The organism is Paenibacillus soyae (genome assembly GCF_024623455.1).
Lineage (GTDB): Bacteria > Bacillota > Bacilli > Paenibacillales > Paenibacillaceae > Pristimantibacillus > Pristimantibacillus soyae.
In genome coordinates, this window is record NZ_JANIPJ010000008.1 from 125,224 (window position 1) to 138,913 (window position 13,690).

9 protein-coding genes are annotated in these 13,690 nt (G+C 47.7%); 8 read left to right on the forward strand and 1 reads right to left on the reverse strand.

Translation table 11 applies throughout. The features are described 5' to 3' along the window. Positions 1–14: 14 nt before the first annotated feature. From NQZ67_RS12935 to NQZ67_RS12970, 8 genes are all read left to right on the forward strand, one after another. On the forward strand, positions 15–452 hold the full coding sequence (locus NQZ67_RS12935) for an RbsD/FucU family protein (RefSeq protein ID WP_257446121.1): 438 nt from the start codon (positions 15–17) through the stop codon (positions 450–452). After that, positions 445–1,866, forward strand: coding sequence for a sulfatase family protein (locus NQZ67_RS12940; RefSeq protein ID WP_257446344.1), 1,422 nt, complete (start codon positions 445–447; stop codon positions 1,864–1,866). Before NQZ67_RS12935 ends, NQZ67_RS12940 begins: the two co-directional genes overlap by 8 nt. Then, positions 1,863–3,335 (forward strand): alpha-L-fucosidase, encoded by a 1,473-nt coding sequence (locus NQZ67_RS12945; RefSeq protein ID WP_257446124.1) that lies wholly within the window; start codon positions 1,863–1,865, stop codon positions 3,333–3,335. The genes NQZ67_RS12940 and NQZ67_RS12945 overlap by 4 nt, the downstream gene beginning before the upstream one ends. Positions 3,336–3,441: 106 nt before the next feature. Next, positions 3,442–5,640: a helix-turn-helix domain-containing protein gene (locus NQZ67_RS12950; protein ID WP_257446127.1), complete on the forward strand. Its 2,199-nt coding sequence runs from the start codon at positions 3,442–3,444 to the stop codon at positions 5,638–5,640. 213 nt (positions 5,641–5,853) lie between these two features. Further along, complete coding sequence (locus tag NQZ67_RS12955) at positions 5,854–6,816, forward strand: ABC transporter permease (RefSeq protein WP_257446129.1); 963 nt, start codon at positions 5,854–5,856, stop codon at positions 6,814–6,816. Between the two features lie 12 nt (positions 6,817–6,828). Continuing rightward, a complete protein-coding gene (locus NQZ67_RS12960) occupies positions 6,829–7,740 on the forward strand; it encodes a carbohydrate ABC transporter permease (protein ID WP_257446131.1) in 912 nt (303 codons plus the stop codon). Positions 7,741–7,784: 44 nt separating this feature from the next. Then, on the forward strand, positions 7,785–9,533 hold the full coding sequence (locus NQZ67_RS12965) for an ABC transporter substrate-binding protein (RefSeq protein WP_257446133.1): 1,749 nt from the start codon (positions 7,785–7,787) through the stop codon (positions 9,531–9,533). A gap of 124 nt (positions 9,534–9,657) precedes the next feature. Then, the gene (locus NQZ67_RS12970) at positions 9,658–12,633 is read left to right on the forward strand and encodes an OmpL47-type beta-barrel domain-containing protein (RefSeq protein ID WP_257446135.1); all 2,976 of its coding nucleotides are present in this window, start codon (positions 9,658–9,660) and stop codon (positions 12,631–12,633) included. Positions 12,634–12,691: 58 nt separating this feature from the next. On the opposite strand, the gene NQZ67_RS12975 is transcribed toward NQZ67_RS12970, so the two are convergent. Beyond that, a complete protein-coding gene (locus NQZ67_RS12975; protein WP_257446137.1) occupies positions 12,692–13,567 on the reverse strand; it encodes an AraC family transcriptional regulator in 876 nt (291 codons plus the stop codon). Positions 13,568–13,690: the final 123 nt, after the last annotated feature.

The window sequence follows — 13,690 nt, forward strand, 5'->3', positions numbered from 1 at the left end:
AGGGGGGAACACAGGTGCTGATCGGAATTCCCGGACTATTGTCGCCGGATTTGCTGAAATGGATGAGAGAGATGGGACATGGTGATGAGTTGGTACTGGCGGATGCCAATTTCCCAGCTGCAAGCCATGCGCAGCGACTTGTACGATGCGATGGAATTGGCATTGTTGAATTGCTGGAAGCGATCGTCAAGGTGCTTCCACTGGACGATTATGTGGAGAAGCCTGCGGCGGTTATGGCCGTTGTCCCAGGCGATCCCGTAGAGACAACGATTTGGGACTCCTATGAAGCGATACTGTATAGAAAAACAGGATTGTCATCCTCATTGGAATCGATTGAGAGATTCAGCTTCTATGAACGAAGCAGTTCAGCGTATGTTATTGTTGCAACTGGTGAACGGGCACAATACGGCAACCTGATTCTGAAGAAGGGGGTCGTTCGTGAACATGATTGACCAGAGGCCCAATATTGTATTCCTGTTCGCAGACGATCAAAGATTTGATACCCTGCGTGCATTGGGCAATACCGACATTCATACGCCGCATCTGGATAACCTGCTGGAGCACGGCACCGCCTTTCGCCAGGCTCATATTCCAGGCGGCACGGTAGGTGCAGTCTGTATGCCCAGCCGCGCAATGCTGCATACAGGAAGAACGTTGTTCCATATTCATGACGATGGAAGAAGCATTCCTGAGGAGCATGTATTGATGGGGGAAACGTTCCGGCAAGCGGGTTACGCCACCTTCGGCATTGGCAAATGGCATAACGGCGCCGCCTCCTTTAACCGGAGCTTCAGCGACGGAGAGGATATCTTTTTTGGAGGAATGGAGGATCATTGGAATGTACCCGCTTTCCGTTATCATGCGGATGGAAGCTACTCAGGGAAAATTCCTGTAATTAGAGATCGTTTGATGTCTAATGAAGTGGAATATCGGCCTGCAGACAAGATTCAAGCTGGCGTTCATTCAACTGACCTGTTCTCGGATACCGCCGTACAATGGATTCATCAGTATAAAGAGGAGGAGGAGCCGTTCTTCCTGTATGTGTCCTACATGGCTCCCCATGATCCTCGAAGCATGCCGGAGAAGTATATGCAGCTGTATGATCCAGCATCGTTGACGCTTCCTGATAATGTTGCGTGTGAGCATGCTTTCGATTATGGCATACGTGATATAAGAGATGAGAGGCTGGCGGCATATCCGCGAACGGAAGAAGAAATTCGGGGGCATCTGGCAGAATATTATGCCATGATTACACATCTGGACGATCGAATCGGTGATATTATCCATGCTTTGAAGGAGACGGAACTGTTCGATCATACGATTATCGTATTCACAGGAGACAACGGACTCGCCGTAGGCCAGCATGGACTAATGGGCAAGCAAAGCTGTTATGAGCATAGCGTAAGGGTTCCGCTCATTTTCTCTGGGCCGGGAATACCGAAAGGACAGCGAAGAGATGAATTTGTATATTTATCCGACATCTACCCTACCTTATGCGAATTAACGCAAGTTCCGATTCCATCGTCAGTCGAAGGTGCATCTCTAGCCCCTCTGTTCTCTCGCGTCGGAGCCATCTCGGATCGGGATAGGCTGTATTTTGCCTATGCCGACCTTGTCCGAGCCGTAAAGAGCAGAGAGTACAAGCTCATCGTCTATCACCATAAGTCCCAATTGTTCCGTGTAAGCGAGGACCCCCTGGAGCGATATAATCTAATTGAGGATCCGGCTTTCTCCCATATGGAGCAGGTATTAATGAAAGAATTGATAGAGCACAGCTATCGATCAGGAGATCGCAAGCACCCCGCAGGACAACAATTCTGGTCGCAATTCGACAGACATCAGCAAGGAGAAGATGAACAACTATGATAAATATAAATCAGATAAATGAAGTGATTGGGAAAGGTCCGTTTCAGGACAACTGGGAGTCGTTAAGCCGCTATTCTGTGCCGAGTTGGTACAAAAAGGCGAAGTTTGGCATCTTTATTCACTGGGGAGTCTACTCGGTCCCAGCTTATGGGAATGAGTGGTATCCTCGTGAAATGTACTTGAAGGATAGCGCCAGACGGGATCGGCAGGATGTCAGTATGTTTGATTACCATATACAAACCTATGGCCCGCAGCATGAGTTCGGATATAAGGATTTTATTCCTATGTTCAAGGCAGAAAAGTTTGATCCGGTGGCCTGGGCGAGCTTATTCAGCAGAGCGGGCGCGAGGTATGTGATGCCCGTCGCTGAGCATCATGATGGCTTCCAAATGTACGACAGCCAACTGTCGCCGTGGAATGCAGCGAAGATGGGGCCGCAGCGCGATATCATCGGAGCGCTGAAGGAAGCTGTGCAGGAGAAGGGAATGAAATTCGCCCTGTCTTCACATCGGGCGGAGAACTGGTGGTTCTACGACGGTGGAATGACCTTTCATTCCGATGTCCAGGATGACAGCTTCCGCGGCTTGTATGGTCCAGCTCAGCCAAGGGACCCGGAATGGACGATTCACGGGGAAGGACCGGACGAAGCATTTTTGACCGATTGGCTGCTTAGAACTTGCGAGCTTGTTGACCTATATCAGCCATCGATCGTCTGGTTCGACTGGTGGATCATGAATGTCCGTTTCAAGCCATATCTTAAGAAATTCGCAGCCTATTATTATAATCGAGCAGCGGAGCGGGGGACAGAGGTCGCCATTAATTACAAGCTGGACGCCTATATGCATGGCACAGCAGTGTTCGATATTGAACGCGGTCAATTGAATGGCATTCGTCCCGAGCTGTGGCAGACCGACACTTCTGTTGCCCGCAACTCTTGGTCTCACAGTGTCAATAATCAATACAAGGAACCAGCGGACATCATTTGCGATTTGATCGATATTGTAAGCAAGAACGGCTGTTTGCTGTTGAACGTTGGACCGAAGGCGGACGGAACGATTCCTCAGGAAGACGAGTCGATCCTTCTTGCGATAGGTAATTGGCTTGCCGTGAACGGGGAAGGCATCTACGATACGACACATTGGAAGATATATGGTGAAGGACCGACCCAATCCGGTGAAGAGATGCATACGGAAGGCAAACGGGGGGCCTATACAGACGAAGATATTCGATTTACCTTTAAGGAGGGGACGTTATATGCTTTCGTTATGAAGCTGCCCCCTAGCGGAACCGTTATGATCCGATCCTTATCCACGAGTTCACGTCATTTCCGCAGCGTCATTACCAGCGTAAACACTCTTGATGGCAGCCTGCCGCTTGATTGGACAGTTTCCGATGAGGGATTGCGAATCGATGTTTCTTCTCTAGCTTTAACTCCATATCCCACAGGCTTCAAAATTGGGATGGAGTAGTCACCGTAAATCTAACGCGAATGCACTAAATGCATTCGCGTTTTGCTACAATAGAATGATAACGCTTTCTTAATCTCGAATAATGAACGAGTCAAGGGGGGAGAACATGTCCAATCGTCGCGGGAGGCCGGTGTTCAAATTTCTTATACCTTATTTGAGCATGCTGCTGCTTGCCAGCTTGGTATCTGTCATTATGTATCAGCAGACGAGCCGTGTGGTGAAGGAAGAGGTGTCGAGCCGCAACCAGGCCGTCCTGCAGCTGGCTAAGCAGCAATTGGATCGACAGATTGTAGAGACCAATCAGCTTGCCATTAGCCTGAGCCAGGATCCGAGGGTGCTCGCTATGCAGCAAATTGAGAACCCATATGAGCGAAGCAGCATTACACGTCTGATGGAATTGCAGAAGCAACTGGGCAGCTATTCGGCTATTACACCATCCATTGAAAATTACTACATTCATTATATAAAAAGCCAATTTGTAATATCACCTGATAAACATAGCTTATTATCCCGAGCTTCCAGCGCGGAAGCGCAGTCGGATTCCGTCCACACGTTTATTAAGGGTCTTGAGGATCGGTACTATTATCAGGAGATGATGCCGGAGCTGAAGCTCCGCAGCGCTAATGGTGAACACCGGCTAATTCCTTACATTCATACCATTGGTTATCCAAGCTATTATTTGTCACATATTGTGATGTTCATCGACAGCTCTTCTATAAGGAATGTGTTGCGTTCGATTGATCTCTCGGAGGGCGGTTATGCCTATCTTGCCAACCAGGAGGGTGACATTATTGCCGGTGTTGCCGGCAGCGGCGAATTCCTTCCTCGAACCAGCCATAATGAACATGAGCAGCCTTCCGGTCAATTCGTCACCTCCATTGGGCTCGACAACGGCAGATGGAGTCTCGTTGCCGTACAGCCGGAGCATATCGTGTTGCGAAAGGTGTACTATGTCAAAAAAATATCTGCGGTTATTATCTTCGGCATGCTGGCAATTGGAGGCGTGGCTTCTGTGCTGTTTGCTTATCGCAACAGCAGACCATTAAAAGCACTCATTCAAACTGTATTCCAATTAGAGTCGCATAATGAGCGGCTGCATCGAAGCATGGAAGAGCAAAAGCCGTTGCTGCAGGCGGCATTCCTGCAACGGCTGCTGGATGGCGCGTATCCCGGACAGAAAGAAATGGAGTCTGTGATGCAGTATTTGGATATTCCCTTACAGGGCGAACGATATTCCGTTATCATTATTCAATTACCCTATATCTTGGAGTCGATTGATATGGGAGCATTGGAGAAGCTGGATCTGGAAAAAGCAGGGCTGAGGGAATGTATCGCGGAGCTGGAAGGAAATCACGCTTGTATGCTGGATATTGGCGAAAGCCGGCTGGCCATGATTTATTCCTCTGATACAGTCAGTGAGGATGCTTGGAAGGAAGAGCTGACCATGAAGCTAAGTGCCATTCAGGAGCTGTTTCTCGGACGTTTCCAGCATGCCTTGCAGTTCGGCATAGGTCGACCTTATTCCTCATTAATGGATGTGTCGGCATCCTTCGAAGAGGCCTCCATTGCCTTGTCCTTCGGTATGCCTTCCTCTAGTCCCATGCCCTATTACGATGAGTTGCCCAGACATCCGCAATCGTATTATTACCCGTTTGATCTGGAGCAGAAGCTTCTTAACTATTTGCGAAGCGGGAACATGGAGGAGCTTGACAACACCTTTGGCAACTTGTTCGTCGAAAATTTTGTTGAGCGCTCTTTAATTGAGCCTGTTCTACGGCTCTTGTTGTCCGAATTGGTCAGTACGGCTCTCAAGTTTATTGATCAGTCAGGCACGCAGATGTTCGAGGATGAAAGTATAGATATGATGTCTTTTCTGCAATTGCCTCATGGAGCAGGTGAAGCGGAGGCCTGTTTTCATCGAATCACAAAGCTGTACCAACACATTGCGAGCAAGACCATTGACCAGAAGCGTATTCGGAATGAAGAGCTGATGCGCGAAATTGTCAGTTATCTGGACCTCCACTATTCAGACCCTTCCTTATGTCTGCCCATGCTGTCGGATCAATTCCAAATATCAGAGACTTATCTTTCGTTGCTGGTAAAAGAGCATACAGGCTGCTCTTTCACGGAATATGTGAATACTAAGCGTATGAACGCTGCCAAAGAGCTATTGTCGGAGTCCAGGCTCAACATAGAACAAATTGCCGACCATGTGGGATATTCGTCGCTGAATTCATTCAGTCGAGCGTTCAAGCGTATGCATGGCGTAACGCCTACGCATTATCGAGCATTTTCCGGGCAGTGATTCAAAGAATTGAATATCCTTCCTTGTATGCCGCATGCAGCGGCTGTTTTTTTTGTGTTGTTTTGAAAATGAATAATGAAAAATCAATGGAATGACAGCTTTTTGGGTCTTTTGAATAAAGAAAGGGCAATTGCAGATAGCATAAATACGCTTCCACGGATAAGATCAAATTGTCGACGAGGCTCAACAATAGAAGAGGGGGACTACAAAACGATGAGAACGGTTACACCCATACAAGCCCATCCAAAAGTCAGATTGCGTCTGCTTGCAGCACATCTGAAACAGGCGAAAAGAAGCTGGCAGCTGCTTGTATTGTTTTCATTGCCGCTTGCTTATTTAATTATTTTTCAATATTGGCCGATGTATGGAGCTCAAATCGCATTTAAAGACTTTATTCCCGTGAAAGGTATTATGGGTAGTGAATGGGTCGGCATGAAGCACATGACGAGATTTTTTGGTTCTTACGATTTCTGGAGAGTGCTGAAAAATACGATTGGCCTGGCCTTCTATCATTTAATCGTCGGATTTCCGGTGCCGATCATCCTGGCACTTGGCCTGAACTACGTCAGGCAGGCCAGATTCAAAAAATCGGTACAAATGATTACGTATGCGCCGCATTTTATATCCACAGTTGTAATGGTCGGTATGCTGCTTCAGTTTCTTGATCCGCGAACAGGAATTGTAAATCAGTTTCTAACGTTAATAGGTGTAGACCCCGTTCACTTTATGGCGAAGCCTGAATTGTTTCAAACGATCTATGTGCTGTCCGACATTTGGCAGAATGCTGGATGGGGATGCATTATTTATTTGGCGGCGCTGGCAGGCGTAAGCCCCACGCTGCATGAGGCTGCTGTCGTTGACGGTGCAAGCAAGTGGCGCCGGATTTGGCATATCGATCTTCCTGGCATTATGCCGGTCATGATCATTCTGTTGATCTTGTCAATGGGCAATCTGATGCAAACAGGATTTGAGAAGGTCTATCTCATGCAGAACCCCGTTAACATTACAACCTCTGAAGTTATTGATACTTATGTCTACAAAGTCGGACTAATCTCGGATGGGCTGAATTTTTCTTATGCCTCTGCCATTGGTTTGTTCAAGTCTATCGTCAATCTACTATTACTTATTACTGTCAATCAGATTGCGCGCGTGGTCGGCAAAGAGAGTCTATGGTGAGGAGGGTCACACATGCATCACATTAAACGTCCAAAGCAGAGAATTAAAGAATCACGAGGAGATGCGGCGTTCACCTGGATCAATTATAGTATCCTGCTAACGATGGTTCTGATTACGCTGTATCCCCTCATCTACATTGTAAGCGCATCCTTTAGCGATAGTCAGGCTGTTGTCTCCGGGAAGGTATGGCTATGGCCGGTTCAACCGACGCTTGATGGTTACGAAGCGATATTCAAGCACAAGCTGATCGTATCCTCTGTCATGAATTCCTTCTATTACATGATTGTGGGCACTCTATTCAATGTTGTTCTTACGCTGATGGCGGCTTATCCGCTTTCTCGAAGAGACTTTTATGGCGCCAAGCTGTTTATGGTCCTGCTTGTATTCACGATGATGTTCGATGGAGGATTAATTCCGCGTTATTTGCTTGTCAAAGATCTCGGGATGCTGGATACGCGATGGGCGCTTATTATTCCTGCTGCGCTTAGCGTGTGGAATGTCATTATTACACGGACCTACTTCCGCGTAACCATTTCCAGCGAGCTGCTGGAGGCGGCACAGATGGACGGATGCAACGATTTCCGATTCCTATGGAAGATTGTGCTTCCGCTGTCTGCCCCCATTATCGCAGTCATTAGTTTGTTTTATGCCGTTGGCCACTGGAATCAATATTTCAACGCGCTTATTTATTTGAAGGATCAATCGCTTTATCCCTTGCAAATTGTATTGAAGGATATTCTGGTACAAAACAAGGTGGACATGAGCATGGTGGCCGATGCCGTTGAAATAGCGGAGAAGGATGCCTTGCGGCAGCTTCTCAAATATTCTTTGATCGTAGTCGCCGCAGGACCCGTTCTCGTATTGTATCCGTTCGTGCAGAAGCATTTTGTAAAGGGTGTTATGATCGGCTCGTTAAAGGAGTAGCACAGCTTACAACAAGACAGCTTATGGAGAGGGGTGATGCTTATTTGCTAATATTTCTGGCACCGGGTGTCAGACGCCTGCAAATCAGTCATCCATTTGAATCAGGTTCATTAAAAAGGGAGGAAAACAGAGTGAAACAAAAATGGACTCTTGCGTTTGTCGTGATGTGTTTGCTGTTAGCCGCTTGCTCTAATGGAAGCGGGTCCAATGCGAAGCCGGACAATAAGGAGGGAGACAAAGCGGGGAATACGAGCGCTGTTTCTGCGCCGGGTACCTTTCCAATTGTAGAGGAGAAGGTTACTTTGAAGGTGCTTGCGGCACTACGGCCGGATGTAGAGGACTATCGTACAAACGAATTTACGAAGTGGCTGGAAGAGAAAACAAATGTACATCTGGAATGGGAGACGGTCCCCGAATCCAATATGAAAGAAAAATTGAATTTGACGCTGGCAAGCGGCGATTATCCTGACATCTTCATGAATATGGGCATTACGGATGCACAGCTTGAGATCTACGGCAACCAGGGGGTGTTCCTACCGCTTGAGGATTTAATTGAGGAGCATGCAGTGAATACGCAGAACATATTTGAAGAGCAGGAGCACTTAAGACCGGCGATTACCTCCAATGATGGGCATATCTACACGATGCCGGATATTAATGAATGCTACCATTGCTACTACTCCGGTAAGCTCTGGATTTACAAGCCTTGGCTGGATAAGCTGGGACTGGAGATGCCAACAACAACGGATGAATTCTATGAAGTACTGAAGGCATTTAAGACTCAGGATCCCAACGGTAATGGCATGGCTGATGAAATTCCGCTGTCTGGATCACCCAAAGGATGGAACAGCTCTGTTGAAGGCTTTCTAATGAACGCTTTCGTGTATTATGACTTCATTAACGGCGATACGACACGGCGATTGTTTATGAATAATGGAGCTGTAGACGCGGCATTTATGTCCGAGCAATACCGTGAAGGACTGCGGTATATGAATAAGCTGTTCGACGAAGGATTAATTAATGCAGAGGCTTTCGTACAGGATGGCGATCAGCTGAAGCAGCTTGGAGCCAATGGGGATGTTGTTATTCTGGGCGCTGCTCCAAATGGAAGTCCAATCCCGATATCCGACAATGAAAGATGGAAGGATTATGTGGTTGTTCCGCCGCTAAAAGGCCCATCGGGCACACAATATGTGAACGCTCAGAATAGGAAAGGAAATGTCAATGGCCGATTTGTAGTTAGCGCGACAAGCAAGCATCCTGAAATTGCTGTTCGACTGGCTGACGCTTTCTACGATCCGGAGGTACAGATGTTTTCGTTATTCGGCATTGAAGGAGAGGACTGGAGAAAAGCTGAGGGTGGCGAACAAGGCCTCGAGGGCAATCCAGCGACGTTCGTACGCTTGAAGAAAACGAGTGAAGTCGCGAATCACAGCTGGAATCAGGCCAACCCGACGAATCGGACCGTTGCATTCCGAATTGGCGAAGCCATCAATGATCCGGTGAACAATGTAGAGTACATTCTGCATGCCTCGACCAAAAGCTATGAGCCGTTCCGTAACGAGACGGTTATGGTTCCGCCGCTCATCTTCAACGAAGCGCAGTCGTCAGAGCTGCTGGGCTTGCAGAAGACCATCAATGATTACGTCGACAACATGCTTGTCCAGTTCGTCATGGGCGATGCCAATTTGGAAGCTGGCTGGGACGGTTACCTGAATGAGCTGAGCAATATGAATATTAAGCGCTACCTGGAGATTATGCAGGAGGCGTACGATATTCGCTACAAGAAGTAAGGAATGATGAACAACCCCGACAACCATCTAGAGTTCTGCTGCCATGAACAAGGATGAGTGTGTCGGGGTTATTTGATTCCGTGCAGGCCGAGCCATCTACTTATATTGGAGAGGGGATTCGATAATGAAGTTGATGAGATATCTGATCATGTTGATGATGTGCTGCTTATTGGTCTTACCGCAAACAGGCGGCGTTGCAAAGGCATACGAGCTGCCTGCTGATGTGCAGCTGCAGAAGGATAACTATGATTCTATTGCGGGGCTGGCGGATACTTATCCCATTGAATATATTACACAAGTGAATAACGGTGAGAAACGGGTTAAGCTTATTACGATTGCAAGTCAGATCGGAATGATTGAGGGTGAGAAGGTTATCGAACTCCCTCCTGAAATTATGCGAGTCGCTGGTTTTTTTAGAGAGTTGAACATAAATGGGAGCCAGATCAAAAACCTGGAAGTGTACTGGGAAGGTCCGACAGGCAAGGAGAAGTTAAGCGAATATTTCCGCTCAGAGGCAGTCATTATGGGACGCCCCTTCCATATAAAGGTTCAGCCGGGTCAATATGACGGTTTTAAGCTCAGATTGAAAGGAACGGGTACTGTAACGAATCTTGTCTTGCATGAGCCGAACGGTCTATCGGCCACTTATGATGTAAGAGCGTGGGGGGTATTGGGAGAGGACAAACCGATATTACCTGTACAGGTCCATGTGGACGCAACCACGCGACGCAGCATTGATGGAATAACCCGCATGGAAGAAGAAAAGTTTCGCAGAGTGTATGCCAATCCGTTAGGAGAACCGGTCACCTATGAAATAGCACCTTATTTGTCCGAGAGAGGGTTCCTTCCGGGAAGGCAAATGTTCAAATTCCGGGACGCGCTGGAGATCGGTCATAAGCCTAGCGATCCTTTATTAACGGAGGACCCTCTTCGGGACGGATATGCCGATGAATCGTTTTTCGATCAACATTATGAGAAGGACTCACAATTAATTGAACAATATGACAAGCTGTATGCGCCGGACATGAAATATATCATCGCTTACGACAATTGGCCGACTTGGAATTGGCCTGCCAATACGCCCAATAATCCAAGGGGGACGCCGGCAGTTGACAAATTCGAAGCTGCAGCCGAGCTTGCTTCCCTCTATACGGAAGCCTATAATCGCAAGCTGGATGGCAGAGGACCTGCCTATATCGAAGTGAAAAACGAATCAACTATTCGTTCGGAGTGGATCTACCATAATGATGCCGCCTATGATTCCTGGGGGCTTCTCGCTGACTTTCACAATATAACGGCTGACAAAATCAAGGAACGCAGTCCCGAGGTTCTGGTGGGGGGACCAACTAGCGCGAATATGACGCTGGATACTAGCGCTTTCGCGAGCGCCAGGGAGCAAATGAGATTCATGGATTTGACGAGAGGACATCTTGACTTTTATTCCCATCATTTCTACGAAGGCAAGGACTTGATATTAAATGAAACTGACGCCAACTATGGCGGGTATTTGACAGGCCGCCTGGAGGCTGTACTTGATTTGCTCCAAAATCATATGACGATAACCAACAACATCAAGCCTATGGTCATTTCGGAAACAGGAACCTTGCATTCGGGTGCGACGGATATTGATTATTGGATTCAGTTGAAGAACTTTAATGCCTATATGATTCGATACATGAATCGGGCGAATGAATTTGACATGGTCGTGCCGTTTTTGTTGCCGATCAAATGGTGGGATAAGGGCTCGCCGGATATGCTCTTCCGATATGAAGAAGACGGCAGTCTGGGAGTTCCTACTCCGCTGAAATATTACTTGGATTTCTGGAAGGATTACCAGGGGGATCTGCTTCCTGTAGAGGCCAATGACGACAAGGTTTATGTTCATGCCACGCAAACGGACAATGTCATTTACGTCGCTGTCAACAATATGAACCCGCAGCGGCTCAGCCTGGATTTGAATATTGATCTCGGCGGCGCCAAAATTTATGATATTGAGCAGAGAAGGCTCTATCTGGAGCAAGGCAAGCTGCATTATGAGACGAAAAAACAGGCTGATCTGAAGAGTTTGCCTATGGCAGTGGAGGAAACCTCCATCATTAAAATTACATTGGACAAATCGCCTGTTGTGAAAGACATTTTGCTGGAAAAAACGTATTACGCGGATGAGATGCTGAAGGCCACGGGACAACCGGCTGCTTTCCAGATCGCAGCTCCTGTCGAGCAATTGCAATCGACTGTCTTGCGGGTATCATTTGGCCGGGAGAATGGCTTTAACATTCCCATGGGCGTCACTGTGAACGGCAAGCATTATCAACATGATATCAGTTTTACGAATAAACCGGGGCGTTTCTTCGGTTATGTCGATTTCGACATTCCTGCAGGGGACATCAAGGAGATGAACCAGGTCGTCGTTTCGCTTCCTCAACAAGGGGGGACGGTCAGTACGGTAGCGTTTATTAACCAGTATGCGCAGGAGGGTTCAGTAGATTCAAGTCCGCCGGAAACCGTCGCGAATATTGAAGGAGCTCATGAGAATGGATGGTATCGATCGGACGTATCCGTGCAATTGGAAGCTTTCGACCATTCTGGCGTTGCTGGCATCTATTATCAGTTGAATGACGGTGAATGGACCAGGTATGAGCGCGAAATCGAGATTCTGACCGAAGGCACCCACACTTTAGCCTATTACAGCAAGGATAAGGCTGGTAATGCCGAGTCTGTCCAAAGCAGGACGATTGCAGTGGATAAAACGGCTCCTGATGTGATTATCCAGCCCAATCATACCGATTTGGGCGCGCCGAACAAGAAGCTGGTGGATATAAAGGTCAAGTTACAAGCTTTGGATGAAACGTCCGGGATAAGGGATGTTCAATTAACCTCAATCACTAGCAGCGAATCGGACAGCGGATTATATGGGGGCGATAGACCTGATGATATACAGGGCGCAGAGCTTGGTGCCCATGATTTGGAATTCAAGCTGCGGGCTGAGCTCTCTCCTAAGTCGAAACAGAGGGTATACACGATTGTTTATACCGTATCGGATCATGCGGGTAATCAAAGGAAGGCGGAAGTGATGGTCTCGGTTTCAAAAGGGAAGTAGTCCTTCATTAATCATTAATAATAGCCATGTACGAGTCGGTGGGACTGTGCATGGCTATTTATTTAGCTCCGAGTAGAAAGCGCTCTCTGTAGGCGCCAGGGGTGATCCCCTCCTTGCTGCGGAAGATGCGGATGAAATAGCTGCTATGCTCATAGCCCACCTCATAAGCAATTTCCTGAATACTGGTCATCGTATGGGCCAGCATTTGTTTGGCTCGTTCCATTCGAATATGCTGCTGATATTGCAACGGTGTCATACCTGTATGCTTCTTCAGACATCTGCTTAAATAGTCGATATGGTAATGCAGCTCATCCTCCAGCTTCTTCGAGCTGAAGGGCTCCTGCATATGGTTCTCCAAATATCGCGCCATACGGGTGCACAGCTCCAATGACCTCGACATGGGCCTCGTCTGATAGATAACTTGCTGCAGCTCAAGCAAAAGCTGAGCAGTCAGGCTATGGAGCTCCAGTGCATTACGGATAAAAATGTGATTGCGAATCTCAACCATCCGATCCAGTATGGGGAGCAGGGGAGGCAAAACAACCTCCGTATGCTTAGGTAGATACATCGCATGTGATCGGGGGTTATGATCGTCATCCGTTGGCTGCTGAAGCGACTCCATCCATTCGAAGCCGCCGCTATTCAACTCGCGAGGAGGAACAGGATGGCTGAAGTGTACATAATAGGTTTCCGTATTTTGTTCACAGGGGAGATGCCCGAAGTGGGTGCGTCCCGGCTCCAGCAGCAGCATACTGCCCGCCGTAATGGTATAGGGCTGGTCGTCTTCCGTCATATATAAAGTCCCATTGGTTACGATGATAAGATCGTACAGGCTCCAGCTTCGCCGGAAATGTGCTTGCCCTTGCTTCCACCAGGAATGACCAACAGTAACAAACTGCGGTAAAGGCGGGATAATGAACTCTAGCATCTTCATATTAGCGCCTCCAATAGCGGTCTATTCCTTAACAATAGGATACCAAACGATATACTGTCAATGAACATCTTCTCTCTGTACATTAGTCGGAATTGTCTCATCGGAAGTCGAGTATAGCGCTTA